The following is a 16605-nucleotide window of genomic DNA, read 5'->3' on the forward strand; positions in this document are numbered from 1 at the left end:
CTCTCAAATACAGGGGTGTGTTCAGCGGGCGGCGCGCGCTTCGCGGGGCAGCCAGCCGAAGGCCTCCGCGCTGGGGCGGTCGCCCGGCTTGTACTCCAGGCCGACCCAGCCCTCGTAACCGGCCTTCTGCAGCTGGTCGAGCAGCTCCTCCAGCGGCAGCGTCCCCGTGCCCGGCGCGCCGCGGCCCGGGTTGTCGGCGATCTGCACGTGGCCGGTCTTCGCCGTGAACTCCTCGATCACCGCCGGCAGGTCCTCGCCGTTCATGGACAGGTGGTAGAGGTCCATGAGGAAGCGGGCGTTGCCCAGCCCCGTCGCCTCGTTGACCTTGTCCACGACGGCCACCGCCGCCGGTGCGCCGACCAGCGGGTACAGCGGCGACTCGGGCTTGTTCAGGGCCTCGATCAGCAGGATCGCGCCGATCCGGTCGGCGGCGCGGGCCGCCAGGACCAGGTTCTCCAGCGCGAGCGCGTCCTGCTCGGCGGGGTCCACGCCCTCGACGCGGTTGCCGTACAGGGCGTTGAGCGCCTTGCAGTCGAGCGAGGCGGCGAAGTCGGCCGCCACGTCGATGTTGGCGCGGAACCTCTCCGACTCCTCGCCCGGGATCGACAGGGCGCCACGGTCGGGGCCGGGCAGCTGGCCGGCGTAGAAGTTCAGGCCCGTGAGCTGGACGCCCGCGTCCTCGATCGCCTTCTTCAGGGCGTCGAGCTCGGCGCGCTCGGGGGTGGGGGAGTCGACCCAGGGCCACCACAGCTCGACCGCGGTGAAGCCCGCCGCGGCGGCGGCCGCGGGGCGCTCCAGGAGCGGGAGTTCCGTGAAGAGGATCGACAGGTTGACGTTGAAGCGCTGCTCTGTGAATCCCATGGGGTCGGCGCCTCCCTTCCGTTTTGATATTCCGTATTGCGGAAGTTCGTTTCTGCTTAATGGAAGATTGCCGTTCCGGGTCGTGGCTTGTCAAGAGGAGGCCAGGGCAAAAACGCCGGCGTCGCGCTCTGACCTGCTGTGACTTCGCCCACCAGCCCTTGCCCGGGCGGGGAACGCTTACCTACGTTCGATTGCATGTCCTCCCACGGCCCCGCACCTGCCGAGTTCTCCGTCGATCTGAGCGCGCACGAGATGCTCCGGCGGGCCCACGTCCTGGACGCGCTCGGCCCCGACTGGGACCCGGGCGCCGCCCTGCGCGGTGAGGAGGAGGCGTACGAGCTGCTGTACTCCGGCCTCGACGCGGAGCAGCAGCGGATGTACGACGAACTGGTCTCGGCAGGTGTGCTCCCTCCGCGAGGAGGCGGGCATGCTGCCTCGTGACCCACAGGCCGACGTCGGGCGCCGCGCCTGGGTGGCCTGCCCGAACTGCGACGACCGCCAGGGGTGCGGCGACTGCGAGCAGCAGCGCACCTGCTCCCGGCACTGGCGCTATCTGCTCTCCAACACCGGCAGCCTGCTCCACCTCCAGTGCCGTTCGTGCAGCCATGTCTGGAGCCACGAGACGGGCTTCGGCGCGACGCGCTCCGTCTGGCAGCGCATGAAGCGCGCCTGGTGAGGCCGATCGGCGGCCCGCTCCGCGCGTTCGGACGATGCCACCGTCTGTCATTCGGATGACCTCACCGTCCGCCGCCGCGGACGCAGGCCCGGCGTGACCGAGGATCGCGGTCGGCGGTCACCCCCGGCCGCCGCTCGTCCGCCCGGAGGAAGCCGTGCAGATCCTGCTCGTGGCCAGCGCGTTCAACAGCCTCACCCAGCGCGTCCACGCGGAGCTGCGCGACCGCGGCCACAAGGTGGCGGTGGAGCTCGCCCTGCCGGACCGCCCGCTCACGGACGCCGTACGACGGCACCGACCGCAGCTCATCGTGGCGCCGATGCTGAAGACGGCGATTGACGAGGAGGTGTGGGCGGCACACACCTGCCTCGTCGTCCATCCCGGGCCGCTCGGCGACCGCGGACCGTCCTCCCTGGACTGGGCGCTGAACGAAGGCGCCGAGCACTGGGGTGTCACGGTCCTGCAGGCCGGCGCGGAGATGGACGCGGGCGACCTGTGGGCCTCGATGCCGTGCCGGGTTCCTCCGGTGGCCAAGAGCGACCTGTACCGGGGCGAGGTCGCCGACGCCGCGCTCACGGCCGTCCTCCTCGCCGTGGAGCGCTTCGCGGGCGGCACCCACGTCCCGGCCGCACAGGACGAGGCGGGCCTCGCCGGCGCACCCGTGCGCGTGCGGCCCTACCTCGACCAGAGCGTCCGGCGGATCGACTGGGCCGCGGATCCCACCGAGAGCGTCGTGCGCAAGCTGCGGGCGGCGGACTCCCAGCCCGGGGTGCTGGACGTGCTGCTCGGCAGTGAGTGGTACCTGCACGGCGGCCACCCTGAAAGCGACCTGCGCGGCCGCCCCGGCGAACTCCTGGCCACCCGGGCCGGAGCGATCTGCCGGGCCACCGCCGACGGCGCCGTGTGGATCCCCGAACTGCGGCCCCGACGCCTGCCCGGACGGCCGCCCACCTTCAAACTCCCCGCCGTACGGGCCCTGGGCGACCGGCTGCCGCCCCTGCCGGAGCTCGCGCCGCCCCCGCTGCCCGACGCGCGCGAGCGCACCTGGACGGACATCCGCTACCGGGAGGACGGCGGCGTCGGCTTCCTGTCGTTCTCCTTCCCGGGCGGCGCCATGAGCACCGAGCAGTGCCGGCGCCTCCTGGCCGCCTACCGGGAGGCGTGCGCCCGCCCCACGTCGGTGCTGGTCCTCGGCGGACAGCGGGACTTCTTCGGCAACGGGATCCATCTGGGCGTCATCGAGGCCGCCGCCGACCCCGCCGCCGAGTCCTGGGCGAACATCAACGCCATCGACGACCTCGTGGAGGCGGTCCTCACCACCACCGACCGGCTCGTCGTGGCGGCCGTCGCGGGCAACGCCGCGGCCGGCGCGGTGATGCTCGCCCAGGCCGCGGACGAGGTGTGGTGCCGCTCCGGGGCCGTACTGAACCCGCACTACCGGCTGATGGGGCTGTACGGCTCGGAGTACTGGACCTACACGCTGCCCCGCAGGGTGGGCCCGGCCGTGGCCGAACGGCTCATGCGGGAGGCGCTGCCCGTGAGCGCGGCGGGCGCCCTGCGCCTCGGACTCGCCGACCGGGTGATCGACTGCGGCCCCGGCGACTTCGCACAGCAGGCCGGCGCCCTGGCGGCGCGGCTCGCCGCGCTGCCGGCGACGGCCTCCCGCATCGCCGCCAAGAAGGCGGAAGCGGACCGGCGGGAGGCCACGACCCCGCTCGCCGCCTTCCGTGCACAGGAGCTGGCCCGCATGCGCCGGACCTTCGACGACCCGGACGCCCCCTACCACGCCCTGCGCCGCGCCTTCGTCCACAAGCGGCGCCCTCCGTGCACCCCGCCCCACCTCACGTCGCCCCCGGTTGCGTGAACCGGCTCCACCACCTGTGCCGCCGATGTCACACGAATGGCCCACCGTGTGTTTCACCCCGGCCGAACCGCTGATACGAAGAGTGCGAGGGCCCGAAATGCGGGCCTTCATCCCTTACCTCCCTTGGAGGCGGTCCCATGACTGAGGCGACGCCGGACACGGTCGGTGCTGCGGACACCACAGGCGCGCCCGCCGAGGAGTCACCCACGATCCATATCCTCTGGATCAACGCGGGCCTGAGCTGCGACGGGGACTCGGTCGCGCTGACGGCGGCCATGCAGCCGAGCATCGAGGAGATCGTCCTGGGTGTGCTGCCGGGGCTGCCGAAGATCCAGGTGCACTGGCCGCTCATCGACTTCGAGTGCGGTCCGGTCGGCGGCGCGGACACGTTCATCGAGTGGTTCTTCAAGGGCGAGCGGGGCGAGATCGACCCGTTCGTGCTGGTCGTCGAGGGCTCGGTCCCCAACGAGGCGATCAAGCCCGAGGGTTACTGGTGCGGCTTCGGGGACGACCCGCAGACCGGCCAGCCGATCACCACCAGCGAGTGGATCGACCGGCTCGCGCCGAAGGCCCTGGCCGTGGTCGCCATCGGCACCTGTGCCACCTACGGCGGCATCCACGCGATGGCCGGCAACCCGACCGGCGCGATGGGCGTCCCGGACTATCTCGGCTGGGACTGGAAGTCCCAGGCCGGCATCCCCATCGTCTGCGTCCCCGGCTGCCCGATCCAGCCCGACAACTTCGCCGAGACGCTGACCTACCTGCTCTACCAGGCGACCGGCGCCGCCCCGATGATCCCGCTGGACGACAAGCTGCGTCCGTCCTGGCTGTTCGGGGCCACCGTGCACGAGGGCTGCGACCGGGCGGGCTACTACGAGCAGGGTGAGTTCGCGGAGACGTACGACTCGCCGAAGTGCCTGGTGAAGATCGGCTGCTGGGGCCCGGTGGTGAAGTGCAACGTGCCCAAGCGCGGCTGGATGAACGGCATCGGCGGCTGCCCGAACGTCGGCGGCATCTGCATCGCCTGCACCATGCCCGGCTTCCCCGACAAGTTCATGCCGTTCATGGACGAACCCCCCGGCGCCAGGCTGTCCGTCTCGGGCAGCTCCGCCTACGGCGCCGTGGTCCGCAAGCTGCGGCACATCACGGCCAGGACGGTCGACAAGGAGCCCAAGTGGCGCCGTACCGGAGAGAAGATCGCCACCGGCTACCGGCCCCCGTGGTGACGCCCCGTCACCCCTGATCCGCCCCTGCTTCGTGCACCCCCGACACACGACCCGAACCTCCCGCACAACGAAGGGCACGGCAAACGACGATGGCAGCGAGGACGAAGGCGGCCGGTGACGGCAGCGGCCTGGTGGAGATGTCCTGGGATCCGATCACCCGGATCGTGGGCAGCCTCGGCATCCACACGAAGATCGACTTCAAGCAGAAGCGGGTCGCGGAGTGCTACAGCACCTCGTCGGTCTTCCGCGGCTACAGCGTCTTCATGCGCGGCAAGGACCCGCGCGACGCCCACTTCATCACCAGCCGCATCTGCGGGATCTGCGGCGACAACCACGCCACCTGCTCGGTGTACGCGCAGAACATGGCGTACGGCGTGAAGCCCCCGCACCTCGGTGAGTGGATCATCAACCTCGGCGAGTCCGCCGAGTACATGTTCGACCACAACATCTTCCAGGAGAACCTGGTCGGGGTCGACTACTGCGAGAAGATGGTCAAGGAGACCAACCCCGGCGTCCTCGAACTCGCCGAGCGCACCGAGGCCCCGCACGCCGCCGAGCACGGCTACCGCACGATCGCCGACATCATGCGCTCGCTGAACCCGCTGGAGGGCGAGTTCTACCGCGAGGCCCTCCAGGTCAGCCGCTACACGCGGGAGATGTTCTGCCTCATGGAGGGCCGCCATGTGCACCCCTCCACGCTCTACCCGGGCGGTGTCGGCACTGTCGCCTCCGTACAGCTCTTCACGGACTACATGAGCCGTCTGATGCGGTACGTGGAGTTCATGAAGCGGGTCGTGCCCCTGCATGACGACCTGTTCGACTTCTTCTACGAGGCCCTGCCCGGCTACGAGGAGGTCGGCCGCCGACGCGTCCTGCTCGGCTGCTGGGGCGCGCTCAACGACCCCGAGTACTGCGACTTCACCTACGCCAACATGACGGACTGGGGCCGGCGGATGTTCGTCACGCCCGGCATCATCGTCGACGGCAAACTCGTCACCAACGACCTCACCGAGATCAACCTCGGCATCCGGATCCTGCTCGGCAGCTCCTACTACGAGGACTGGGAGGGCCAGGAGCAGTTCGTCACCCACGACCCGCTCGGCAACCCGGTCGACCCGCGCCACCCGTGGAACCAGCACACCATCCCCGCCCCGCAGAAGCGGGACTTCGACGACAAGTACAGCTGGGTGATGTCCCCGCGCTGGTTCGACGGCAAGGACCACCTCGCCCTGGACACCGGCGGCGGCCCCATCGCCCGACTGTGGTCCACCGCCCTGTCCGGGCTCGTCGACATCGGGTACGTCAAGGCCACCGGCCACAGCGTGGTCATCAACCTGCCCCGCACGATGACCAAGCCGGAGACCACCTTCGAGTGGAAGATCCCGCAGTGGAGCAACGCGCTGGAACGCAACCGCGCGCGCACCTACTTCCAGGCGTACGCCGCCGCTGTCGCCCTGCACAGCGCGGAGAAGGGCCTGGAGGAGGTGCGGGCCGGACGCACCCAGACCTGGGAGAAGTTCGAGGTCCCGGACCAGAGCATCGGCTGCGGCTTCACCGAGGCCGTCCGCGGCGTCCTCTCCCACCACATGGTGATCCGCGACGGCAAGATCGCCAACTACCACCCGTACCCGCCCACCCCCTGGAACGCCAGCGTCCGCGACAGCTACGGCACCCCGGGCCCGTACGAGGACGCCGTGCAGAACACCCCGATCTTCGAGGAGAACTCCCCGGAGAACTTCAAGGGCATCGACATCATGCGCACCGTGCGCAGTTTCGACCCCTGTCTGCCCTGCGGCGTCCACATGTACGTCGGCGGCGGCAAGACCGTGAAGAGCCTGCACGTGCCCACCGGCCTGAGCGGACTGGGCGGATGAGCGCGACGACGACGGCGCGGCCGGCGAGCGCGGAGGAGACCGGCCGCCGCATCGAGGAGATCCTCGACCGGCTGTCCGCGAGCGGCGACCCGGCCACCGCCGCCGCGGCCGAGGAACTCGTCCGGTCCCTCATGGACTTCTACGGCTCCGGACTGGCCCGCGTCCTGCAGCTGCTGTCGGGCGCGCCCGGCGAACCGCTTCCCCGGCTCCTCGGCGACGAACTCGTCGCGAGCCTGCTGGTCCTGCACGACCTGCACCCCGAGGACCGCGACACCCGCATCCGCCGGGCCCTGGACAGCGTGCGCCAGCACGACCTGGACGTGGCGGGCTTCGACGAGGAGACGGGCACCCTGCGGCTGCGGGCGGCCGCGAGCGGCGGCTGCGGCTGTGGCTCCGGCACCGGCGCCCAGGAGGCCGCCGAGGCGGCGCTCGCCTGCTTCGCGCCGGAGGTCAGGGCCGTCGAGCTGGAGTCGGCGCCCGCCTTGCTGCAGATCGGGACGAAGGCCCGGTGACCGCGGCCACGGTCGGCCTGCGCAGGTTCCTCACCGAGCGTCCGCCGCAGCCCGAGCGATGCGAGCTGTGCGCGGCCCCGGTGCCCGAGGACCACCGTCATCTGGTCGACGTCGAACAGCGCGCCCTCGTGTGCGCCTGCACCGCCTGCGCGCTGCTCATGGAGCAACCCGGCGCCGCCGCGGGCCGCTTCCGCGCGGTCCCGGCCCGCTACCTCACCGACCCCGGCCACCGCCTCGACGAGCGGGCGTGGGAGGCGCTGCGGATCCCGGTCGGCGTCGCCTTCTTCTTCCGCAACGCGGCGCTCGACCGGCTGGTCGCCCTCTACCCCAGTCCGGCGGGCGCCACCGAGAGCGAACTCGAACCGGCCGCCTTCGACGAGGTCCTCGGCGCCAGCCCGCTCGCCGGACTCCTCGAACCGGACGTGGAGGCGCTGCTGCTGCGCCGCACCGGCGACGCCTTCGAGTGCCACCTCGTCCCGATCGACGTCTGCTACGAACTCGTCGGCCGGATGCGCCTGTTGTGGCAGGGCTTCGACGGCGGCGCGGAAGCGCGGGCCGCGCTGGACGCCTTCTTCGACGACGTCCGGCGCCGCGCCCGGCTCCTGGACGAGGCGGAGCGGCCGTGACCGAGTTCTCCTTCGCCTGCGTCGGCGTGCGCGCCGACCGTTACGCCGCCGGCCCCACCCTCGTCTTCCGGCTGCGCGTCACCGCGTCCGGCGACACGCCCGTGCACGCCGTCGCGCTGCGCTGCCAGATCCGCATCGAACCCGCCCGCCGCGGCTACGCGGCCGCCGAGGCCGACGGGCTCACCGACCTCTTCGGCGAACGCTCCCGCTGGGGCAGCACGCTCCAGCCGGTGCAGTTCGCGCAGGTCCCGTTGATGGTCTCCGCGTTCACCGGGGAGACCGAGACGGACCTCGTCGTGCCCTGCACCTACGACATGGACATCGCCGCGACCCGCTACCTGGACGCCCTCACCGACGGCGAGGTCCCGCTGCTGATGCTGTTCTCCGGCACGGCGTTCACCGGCACCGGGGGCTTCCGGGTGGAGCCCGTCCCGTGGGACCGCGAGGCGTCCTTCAGGATGCCGGTCGCCACCTGGCGGGAGATGGTCGAGCAGCACTTCCCCGGCTGCGGCTGGATCCGGCTGCCCGGCGACACCATGGACGCCCTGCTCGCCTACCGGTCCCGGCACGCGCTGCCGTCCTGGGAGGCGACCGTCAAGGCGCTGCTCGCAGGTGCCCGGCCACCGGCGAACGACCCTTTCCGCACGCTCACCGGCACTACCGGAAGGACCGAGCCGTGACCGCCACCGCGTTCGCGCCCGCGACCGAGGAGCGCCTCGCCCTCGCCCGGCAGGTGGCCGACGCCGTGCTCTTCGAGGGGTATGTGCTCTACCCCTACCGTGCCTCGGCGGCCAAGAACCGGCTGCGCTGGCAGTTCGGCGTCCTGGTGCCGCCCGCCTGGGGCGCCGAGTGCGAGGAGCACGACTTCCAGCACACCGAGTGCCTGATCGAGCCGAGAGCGGGTGCGACCCTCGCGGTCGAGGTCCGCTTCCTGCACGCCCGGCGCCGCACCGTACAACGCGCCCTGCCCGACGGCGGCTTCGAGACCGTGGCCGAACTCCCTCTCGACGACCGGGTGCTGGTGCCCTGGGACGAAGGGGCCGAGGAACGCGTCGAGTTGGTCGTGCCGGTCGGAGAACTGACGGGCGACGGGCTCGAGTTCCCCTTCCGCAAGCCGGCCGTGGAGGAAACCGAGCCCGTCCTGGACTCGGCAGGGCGCACGGTCGGCCGGCTGGTCCGGCGCAGCGCCGAGGTCAGCGGGGTCGTGCGGCTGTGCGCGCGCGAACTCGACGGGCCCTACCGGGTGTCACGGCTCACCGCCGTCGTCGAGAACACCACCCCCTGGGCACCCCTGGAGGGTCGCGCCGCCGACCGGGACGCGGCCCTGCCGCACTCCCTGGTGGCCACCCACCTCCTCATGGCCCTCGACGCCGGCGCGTTCCTGTCGATGACCGATCCCCCCGAGTGGGCCAGGGGCGCGGTCGCCGCCTGCCGCAATCTGCACACCTGGCCCGTGCTCGCCGGTGAACCCGGCCGCACGGACCTCGTGCTCTCCTCGCCGATCATCCTGGAGGACCACCCGTCCATCGCCCCCGAGAGCCTGGGCGCCCTCTACGACGCCACCGAGATCGACGAGATCCTCGCCCTGCGCACCGCCGCCCTCACCGACGAGGAGAAACGCGAGGCCCGCGGCACCGACGCACGGGCCGCCGCGGTCATCGACCTCGCGGACTCGATGCCGGCCGAGGTGCTGGAACGCCTGCACGGCGCGGTGCGCGGCCTGCGCGAAGTCACCGGTGAGACCGCCGGCCTCCCCGACGAGCCGGGAGTGCCGCGCCCCGAGACCCCCTGGTGGGACCCGGCGAGCGACGCGGGCTTCGACCCCGAGCAGGACAGGGTCATGGTCGACGGCCACTCGGTCGGCAAGGGCAGCCGCGTCGAGCTGCGCCCCGGCCTGCGGCACACCGACGCACAGGACCTGTTCCTCCACGGCCGCACGGCGACCGTCGAGGCGGTGCTGCACGACGTCGACGGCACGGTCCACCTCGCGGTCACCGTCGACGGCGACCCCGGCGCCGACATCCGCCGGGAACAGGGCCGCTACCTGTACTTCCAGCCGGACGAGGTCGCACCGCTGGAGGCTCCCCGATGACCCGGACGCTCGTCGCCGGCATCGGCAACATCTTCCTCGGCGACGACGGCTTCGGCGTGGAGACCGCCCGCCGCCTGACCGGACGGCACCTGCCGGAACACGTCGAGGTCCTGGACGTCGGAGTACGCGGGGTGCACCTCGCCTACCAGCTCCTGGACGGCTACGACACCCTCGTCCTCGTCGACGCCACGGCGCGCGGCGAGGCCCCCGGCACGCTGTACGTGATCGAGCACGACGGTCCCGGCGCCGGCGCCACCGGCGAGGCCGTTCCCGCGATCGACGGCCACCGCATGACGCCCGACACCGTCCTGGCGCTGCTGGACACCCTGTGCGCCGGCACCGGCGGACAGCCACCCCGGCGCGTCCTGGTCGTCGGATGCGAACCGGCCTCGACCGACGAGGGCATCGGGCTCAGCCCGCCGGTGTCCGAGGCCGTACCCCGGGCCGTTCGCCTGATCGAAGAGTTGCTCCAGGGCGGCTCGCCGGCCTTGGTACAGGCCCCGACCGCAGAAGCTTCCACCAGAGGAGAGACGGGATGAAGAAGATCATCGCTGCCGGTGCCGCCGGAGCCGCGCTGGCCGCTGCGGCCGCCGTCGTCACACAGGTGCTGCCCGACCTCAGGCGCTACTTCCGGATGCGCCGGATGTGAACCCACGCCCGCCGGGCGACCGGCGGCTGCCGCCGCCTTGCGTCGAACGGTGTACCCGAGGGCCCGGCCACGGCGTGCCGGGCCCTCGCACCTGGGGCGCTCGCCTCTAATGAAGGCCCGCCCCGGGAGGACGAGGACCCATGCACGAGATGTCCGTCGCCCTGGCCGTGATCGACCAGGTGGAAACGGCCGCCGCACAGACCTCGGACGTCACCTCGGTGCGCTCGGTGCGGCTGCTCGTGGGCGAGCTGGCCGGCGTCGTACCCGACTCCCTCGCCTTCTGCTTCGAACTCGCCTGCGCCGGAACCCTGCTGGAAGGCGCCGAACTGGTCACCGAACCGGTGCCCGGACGGGCCCGCTGCACGCCCTGCGCGCACGAGTGGGCCGCCGGCATGCCGCCCCGGCTGAGCTGCCCCGAGTGCGGCGGCGCCGAGGTCGAGCTGGTCTCGGGCCGGGAGCTCCAGATCGCCGAGGTGAGGTGGGGGGACGGCGACCCCCCGCACGCGGCCACCCACGAACCGACCCTCGAGGAGTGCTGAACCATGTGCCGTGTCGTCGACCTGCAACAGGCCGTGCTCGCGAAGAACGACGCGAGCGCCCACCTCCTGCGCACGCACCTCGACTCCCGTGGCACCACCGTCGTCAACCTGCTCTCCAGCCCCGGCAGCGGCAAGACCGCGCTGCTGGAACGCGAACTGCTGCTGGCGCGGGAGCGGTCCGTCGCCGTCGCGGCGCTCACCGCCGACCTCGCCACCGAGAACGACGCCGAACGGCTCGCGCGTTCCGGCGTCCCGGTCAAGCAGGTGCTCACCGACGGGCTGTGCCATCTGGAGGCGGCGATGCTCGCCGGGCACCTGCTCGGATGGCTGCCCGACGACACCCGGCTGCTGTTCGTGGAGAACGTCGGCAACCTGGTCTGCCCCGCCTCCTACGACCTGGGGGAGACCCTCAGGGTCGTCCTCGCCTCCGTGACCGAGGGCGAGGACAAGCCGCTCAAGTACCCGACCGCGTTCGGCCTGGCCCAACTGGTCGTGGTCACCAAGACCGACATCGCCGAGGCGGTGGAGTTCGACGAGGGCGCGTTCCGGGCGAACGTGGAGCGCGTCAACCCGGGCGTGGAGGTGGTTCTCACCTCGGCCCGTCGGGGACGCGGCGTCGGCACGCTGCTCGACCACGCCCTCGCCGCGGCGGGAGGCGCGCCCCTCCACTCGCCGGTCATGGCCCGCCGCCCGGACGCCGGCCACGGACACGGCCACGCCCACGGTCACACCCACTCCCACACCGGCGCGGCCGACGCCGCCGCCACGGCCCCCGCCCGCTCGTGAGTGCTCCGCCGCGGTCGGCCGCCGTCGCCCCGGACCCGCCGCACCGGCGGCGGGTCGTCGTCCGGGGCGTGGTGCAGGGCGTGGGCTTCCGGCCGTACGTCTACGGCCTCGCCACCGAACTCGCCCTGGTCGGGCATGTGACCAACACGTCCGAGGGCGTCGTCGCCGAGGTCGAGGGCAGTGTCTCGGCGGTGGCCCGCTTCTGCGACCGGCTCGCGGTCCAGGCACCTCCGCTGGCCCGGGTGGAGTCCGTCCACCACCAGGAGCTGCCCGTCACCGGCGGCGAGGCGTTCACGATCCTCGCCTCCCGCACCGGCGGCCCGGCCCGCACCCTGGTCTCCCCGGACGCGGCCACCTGCGCCGACTGCCTCGCCGAACTGGCCGACCCGGCCGACCGGCGCCACCGCCACCCGTTCGTCAACTGCACCCACTGCGGGCCGCGCTTCACGATCGTCACGGACGTCCCGTACGACCGGGCGAACACCACGATGGCCGGCTTCCCGATGTGCCCCGACTGCGCGCGCGAGTACGGCGATCCGGCCGACCGGCGCTTCCACGCGCAGCCGGTCGCCTGCCGGGCCTGCGGTCCCCGGCTGCGCCTGATTGTCCCGGGGGCCGAGGGCGCCGCGGGCGCGGACCCGGTCACCGAGGCCCGCGCGCTGCTCGGCCGTGGCGCGATCCTCGCCGTGAAGGGACTCGGCGGCTACCACCTCGCCTGCGACGCCGCGAACGCCGACGCCGTCTCGCTCCTGCGCCGCCGCAAGGCCCGGGGCGACAAGCCCTTCGCCGTCATGGCGAGGAGCGCGGGCGACATCGAGCACCTCGTCCGGCTGGGCCCCGAGGAGCGTCGCCTGCTCGAAGGCGCCGTCCGGCCCGTCGTGCTGCTGCGGCGGCGCCCGGACCCGTCGTACGCCGAGGGGGCGGTGCGGCCCGCCGGCGCCGTCGCGCCCGGCAGTCCCGACCTCGGCGTGATGCTGCCGTACACCCCGCTGCACCATCTCCTGCTCGGGCTGCCCGGCGACCCGGACGGCCCCCGGCTGCTCGTCATGACCAGCGGCAACCTCTCCGGCGAGCCGATCGTCACCGACGACGCCGAGGCCCTGGAGCGGCTCGCGCACCTCGCCGACGCCTGGCTCACCCACGACCGGCCGATCCATGTGCCGTGCGACGACTCCGTGGTCCGCGTGTGCGGCAAAGAGCCGCTGGTGCTCCGGCGCTCCCGCGGCTACGCCCCGCTGCCCGTCACCCTCCCGCTGCCGGTCGGCCCCGCCCTGGCCACCGGCGGAGACCTGAAGAACGCCTTCTGCCTCGGCGAGGGGCGCCAGGCCTGGCTGTCGGCGCACATCGGCGACATGGACGACGTCGCGACGCAAGCGGCCTTCGAACGCGCCGTGGAGCAGCTGGAGTCCATCACGGGGGTACGGCCGAGTAGCCTGGCGTGCGACCGGCACCCTGCCTACCGCTCCGCGCGATGGGCCGACCGGAACGCGGCCGGCCGGGCCGTCGTACGCGTCCAGCACCATCACGCCCACATCGCCGCCGCGATGGCCGAGCACGGGCTGGACGGCACCCGGCAGGTGATCGGCGTCGCCTTCGACGGCACCGGCCATGGCGACGACGGCGCGGTGTGGGGCGGGGAGTTCCTGCTCGCGGACTACGCCGGCTTCACCCGCTTCGGGCATCTCGCGTACGTCCCCCTGCCCGGCGGGGACACGGCGGTGCGCAGGCCGTACCGGATGGCGCTGGCCCACCTGCGCGCGGCCGGCATCGACTGGTCCGGCGACCTCGCCTGCACGGCCGCCTGCCCGCCCGACGAACTGCGCCTACTCCAGCGGCAGTTGGAGCGCGACCTGAACTGCGTCCCCACCTCCAGCATGGGCCGGCTCTTCGACGCCGTGTCCTCGCTCGCCGGTGTCTGCCACCGCGCCGGCTACGAGGCACAGGCCGCCGTGGAGCTGGAGGCCGCCGCGCTGGACGCGCCCGCCGGCGACACGACCGCGTACGCCTTCGGGCTGCGCGACGGCGATGGCGACGGAGCCCCGGTTCGAGCCGACGCCGCGCCCGTCCTCGCGGCGATCGTCCGCGACCTGCGGGCGGGCGACGGAGCGGCGGCCATCGCGGCCAGGTTCCACCGCGGCGTGGCCGCACTCGTGCACGCCATGTGCCGGCGGGCGCGGGAACGGCACGGGCTGGACACGGTGGCCCTGACCGGCGGCGTGTTCGCCAACACGCTGCTGTCCTCGGCCTGTTCGGCTGCCCTGCGCACGGACGGCTTCACGGTTCTGCGGCACCGGCTGGTGCCGCCGGGCGACGGCGGCCTGGCGCTGGGCCAGCTGATGGTGGCAGCCCGGACGACGACCGACGACTGAGTAACACCCGACCCCACAGGAGATGCCCATGTGCCTGGCGGTACCCGGCAGAGTGCTGGAGATCGAGGAACGGGACGGCACCCGGATGGCCACCGTCGACTTCGGCGGCGTGGTCAAGGAGGTGTGCCTGGAGTATCTGCCGGACCTCCAGGTCGGCGAGTACGCCATCGTCCACGTCGGGTTCGCGCTCCAGCGACTGGACGAGGAGTCGGCGAAGCAGACGCTGGAGCTGTTCGCCGAGCTCGGCATGCTCCAGGAGGAGTTCGGCGACGCCTGGGAGATGGCGGCGGCCGAGGCGGGCGCGGCCCCGGTGGAAGAGGTGCACAACCAGTGAAGTACATCGAAGAGTTCCAGGACCCGGAGCTGGCCCGCCGGCTCCTCGACGACATCCGGGCCACGGTGACCAGGCCGTGGGCGCTGATGGAGGTGTGCGGAGGGCAGACGCACAGCATCATCCGGCACGGTCTCGACCAGCTCCTGCCCGACGAGGTCGAGTTGATCCACGGGCCGGGCTGTCCCGTCTGTGTGACCCCGCTGGAGGTCATCGACAAGGCGCTGGAGATCGCCTCCCGCCCCGAGGTGATCTTCTGCTCGTTCGGCGACATGCTGCGGGTCCCCGGCACCGGCCGGGACCTGTTCCAGGTGCGCGGCGAGGGCGGCGACGTACGCGTCGTGTACTCGCCGCTCGACGCCCTGCGGATCGCCCAGCAGAACCCGGACCGCGAGGTGGTGTTCTTCGGCATCGGCTTCGAGACGACCGCGCCGCCCAACGCCATGACGGTCCATCAGGCCCGCAGGCTGGGCGTCCGCAACTTCAGCATGCTGGTGTCCCACGTCCGCGTCCCGCCCGCCATCGAGGCGATCATGTCGTCGCCGAGCTGCCGGGTGCAGGGCTTCCTCGCGGCCGGGCACGTGTGCAGCGTGATGGGGATGGGGGAGTACCCGGAGCTGGCGGAGCGCTTCCGGGTGCCGATCGTGGTGACGGGTTTCGAGCCGCTGGACATCCTCGAAGGCGTACGCCTGACCGTACGGCAGCTGGAGCGCGGCGAGCACACCGTCGACAACGCCTACGCGCGTGCCGTACGGCCCGAGGGCAACCCCGCCGCGCGGGCCATGCTGGAGGACGTCTTCGAGGTCACCGACCGCGCCTGGCGGGGCATCGGGGTGATCCCCGGCAGCGGCTGGCGGCTGTCGCCGAAGTACCGCGACCACGACGCCGAGCACCGCTTCTCGGTCGAGGGGATCCGGACCGAGGAACCGGCCGAGTGCCGCAGCGGAGAGGTCCTGCAGGGACTGCTCAAGCCGCACGAGTGCAGCGCCTTCGGCACCCTGTGCACCCCTCGTACACCGCTGGGCGCCACCATGGTCTCCAGCGAGGGCGCCTGCGCGGCGTACTACCTGTACCGGCGGCTGGACCTGCCCGCCGCCACGGCCCGGGAGGCGAGCCCCGTTGTCTGACCTCGATGTGACCTCGTGGACCTGTCCGGCCCCGCTGCGCGACCGGCCCCGCGTCGTCATGGGACACGGCGGCGGGGGCGCTCTCTCCGCCGAGCTGGTCCAGCAGATCTTCGCCCCCGCCTTCGGCGGCGAGGTGCTCGCGCAGATGGGCGACGCCGCCGTCCTCTCCCTCGGTGGAGCCCGGCTGGCCTTCTCCACGGACTCCTTCGTGGTGCGGCCGCTGTTCTTCCCCGGCGGCAGCATCGGCGACCTGGCGGTCAACGGCACGGTCAACGACCTCGCCATGAGCGGGGCCCGCGCCGCCTACCTCTCCTGCGGATTCATCCTCGAAGAGGGCGTCGAGCTGGAGACGGTCACCCGGGTCGCCGAGGCACTGGGCGCGGCCGCGCGCACCGCCGGCGTGGAGGTGGCGACCGGTGACACCAAGGTGGTGGAGGCCGGACACGGCGACGGGATCTACGTCAACACGGCCGGGATCGGTGTCGTCCCGGCGGGCGTCGACCTGCGTCCGCAGCGGGTCGTCCCCGGCGACGTCGTGATCGTCAGCGGCTCCGTCGGTGTCCACGGGGTGGCGGTCATGAGCGTCCGGGAGGGCCTGGAGTTCGGCGTGGAGATCGAGAGCGACTGCGCGGCGCTCGGCGGCCTGGTCGACGCCATGCTCGCCGTCACCCCGGATCTGCATGTGCTGCGCGACCCGACCCGGGGCGGCGTCGCGGCCTCGCTCAACGAGATCGCGGCCGCCTCCGGCACGGGCGTGGTCGTCCGGGAACGCGACGTCCCCGTCCCGGCCGCCGTGGCGAACGTCTGCGCCATCCTGGGCCTCGACCCGATGTACATCGCCAACGAGGGCAAGCTGGTGGCCTTCGTCCCGCGCGAGCACGCCGACGCCGTGCTGGAGGCGATGCGGGCCCACCCGCTGGGCGCGGACTCCGCGATCATCGGGGAGGCCGTCGAGGCACACCCCGGCATGGTCGTGGCCCGCACCGGGCTGGGCGGCACACGCGTCGTCGACCTGCCGCTCGGGGAGCAGCTGCCGCGGATCTGCTGAGCCGGCCGGCATGCCCTGTGACCTGTCA

18 protein-coding genes are annotated in these 16605 nt (G+C 72.6%); 17 read left to right on the plus strand and 1 reads right to left on the minus strand.

What is annotated here, in order from left to right; all coding sequences use genetic code 11:
- Nucleotides 1-21 precede the first annotated feature (21 nt).
- A complete protein-coding gene (locus OG254_RS37995) occupies nt 22-861 on the minus strand; it encodes a TIM barrel protein (protein WP_405591179.1) in 840 nt (279 codons plus the stop codon).
- Nucleotides 862-1056: 195 nt separating this feature from the next.
- On the opposite strand from OG254_RS37995, the gene OG254_RS38000 reads away from it, so the two are divergent.
- From OG254_RS38000 to hypE, 17 genes are all read left to right on the plus strand, one after another.
- On the plus strand, nt 1057-1302 hold the full coding sequence (locus OG254_RS38000) for a DUF6400 family protein (RefSeq protein WP_405591182.1): 246 nt from the start codon (nt 1057-1059) through the stop codon (nt 1300-1302).
- Nucleotides 1289-1537, plus strand: coding sequence for a hypothetical protein (locus OG254_RS38005; protein ID WP_405591185.1), 249 nt, complete (start codon nt 1289-1291; stop codon nt 1535-1537). The genes OG254_RS38000 and OG254_RS38005 overlap by 14 nt, the downstream gene beginning before the upstream one ends.
- A 154-nt stretch (nt 1538-1691) precedes the next feature.
- Nucleotides 1692-3398, plus strand: a complete 1707-nt coding sequence (locus OG254_RS38010) for an enoyl-CoA hydratase-related protein (RefSeq protein ID WP_405591188.1) — start codon at nt 1692-1694, stop codon at nt 3396-3398.
- Between the two features lie 137 nt (nt 3399-3535).
- Nucleotides 3536-4624, plus strand: a complete 1089-nt coding sequence (locus OG254_RS38015; RefSeq protein ID WP_405591191.1) for a hydrogenase expression protein HypE — start codon at nt 3536-3538, stop codon at nt 4622-4624.
- An 89-nt stretch (nt 4625-4713) separates the two neighbouring features.
- Nucleotides 4714-6498 (plus strand): nickel-dependent hydrogenase large subunit, encoded by a 1785-nt coding sequence (locus OG254_RS38020; RefSeq protein ID WP_405591194.1) that lies wholly within the window; start codon nt 4714-4716, stop codon nt 6496-6498.
- Nucleotides 6495-7010, plus strand: a complete 516-nt coding sequence (locus OG254_RS38025) for a hypothetical protein (protein ID WP_405591197.1) — start codon at nt 6495-6497, stop codon at nt 7008-7010. The genes OG254_RS38020 and OG254_RS38025 overlap by 4 nt, the downstream gene beginning before the upstream one ends.
- Nucleotides 7007-7636: a DUF5947 family protein gene (locus tag OG254_RS38030; protein ID WP_405591200.1), complete on the plus strand. Its 630-nt coding sequence runs from the start codon at nt 7007-7009 to the stop codon at nt 7634-7636. Before OG254_RS38025 ends, OG254_RS38030 begins: the two co-directional genes overlap by 4 nt.
- On the plus strand, nt 7633-8316 hold the full coding sequence (locus OG254_RS38035) for a DUF6084 family protein (RefSeq protein WP_147995723.1): 684 nt from the start codon (nt 7633-7635) through the stop codon (nt 8314-8316). The genes OG254_RS38030 and OG254_RS38035 overlap by 4 nt, the downstream gene beginning before the upstream one ends.
- Nucleotides 8313-9728 carry a hypothetical protein gene (locus tag OG254_RS38040; protein WP_405591203.1) on the plus strand — a complete coding sequence of 472 codons (1416 nt, stop codon included), beginning with the start codon at nt 8313-8315 and terminating at the stop codon, nt 9726-9728. The genes OG254_RS38035 and OG254_RS38040 overlap by 4 nt, the downstream gene beginning before the upstream one ends.
- Complete coding sequence (locus tag OG254_RS38045) at nt 9725-10267, plus strand: hydrogenase maturation protease (protein WP_351199619.1); 543 nt, start codon at nt 9725-9727, stop codon at nt 10265-10267. The genes OG254_RS38040 and OG254_RS38045 overlap by 4 nt, the downstream gene beginning before the upstream one ends.
- A complete protein-coding gene (locus OG254_RS38050; RefSeq protein ID WP_405591206.1) occupies nt 10264-10377 on the plus strand; it encodes a DUF6893 family small protein in 114 nt (37 codons plus the stop codon). The genes OG254_RS38045 and OG254_RS38050 overlap by 4 nt, the downstream gene beginning before the upstream one ends.
- A gap of 140 nt (nt 10378-10517) precedes the next feature.
- On the plus strand, nt 10518-10916 hold the full coding sequence (gene hypA, locus OG254_RS38055) for a hydrogenase maturation nickel metallochaperone HypA (RefSeq protein ID WP_405591209.1): 399 nt from the start codon (nt 10518-10520) through the stop codon (nt 10914-10916).
- A gap of 3 nt (nt 10917-10919) precedes the next feature.
- Nucleotides 10920-11702 (plus strand): hydrogenase nickel incorporation protein HypB, encoded by a 783-nt coding sequence (gene hypB / locus OG254_RS38060; RefSeq protein ID WP_405591212.1) that lies wholly within the window; start codon nt 10920-10922, stop codon nt 11700-11702.
- A complete protein-coding gene (gene hypF, locus OG254_RS38065; RefSeq protein ID WP_405591215.1) occupies nt 11699-14071 on the plus strand; it encodes a carbamoyltransferase HypF in 2373 nt (790 codons plus the stop codon). The genes hypB and hypF overlap by 4 nt, the downstream gene beginning before the upstream one ends.
- A gap of 28 nt (nt 14072-14099) precedes the next feature.
- Nucleotides 14100-14405, plus strand: coding sequence for a HypC/HybG/HupF family hydrogenase formation chaperone (locus OG254_RS38070; RefSeq protein ID WP_351199611.1), 306 nt, complete (start codon nt 14100-14102; stop codon nt 14403-14405).
- A complete protein-coding gene (gene hypD, locus OG254_RS38075) occupies nt 14402-15529 on the plus strand; it encodes a hydrogenase formation protein HypD (RefSeq protein WP_405591218.1) in 1128 nt (375 codons plus the stop codon). The genes OG254_RS38070 and hypD overlap by 4 nt, the downstream gene beginning before the upstream one ends.
- Nucleotides 15522-16577, plus strand: a complete 1056-nt coding sequence (gene hypE / locus OG254_RS38080) for a hydrogenase expression/formation protein HypE (protein ID WP_405591221.1) — start codon at nt 15522-15524, stop codon at nt 16575-16577. Before hypD ends, hypE begins: the two co-directional genes overlap by 8 nt.
- Nucleotides 16578-16605 lie beyond the last annotated feature (28 nt).

Source organism: Streptomyces sp. NBC_01092, assembly GCF_045039535.1.
In the GTDB taxonomy this organism is placed as follows: domain Bacteria; phylum Actinomycetota; class Actinomycetes; order Streptomycetales; family Streptomycetaceae; genus Streptomyces.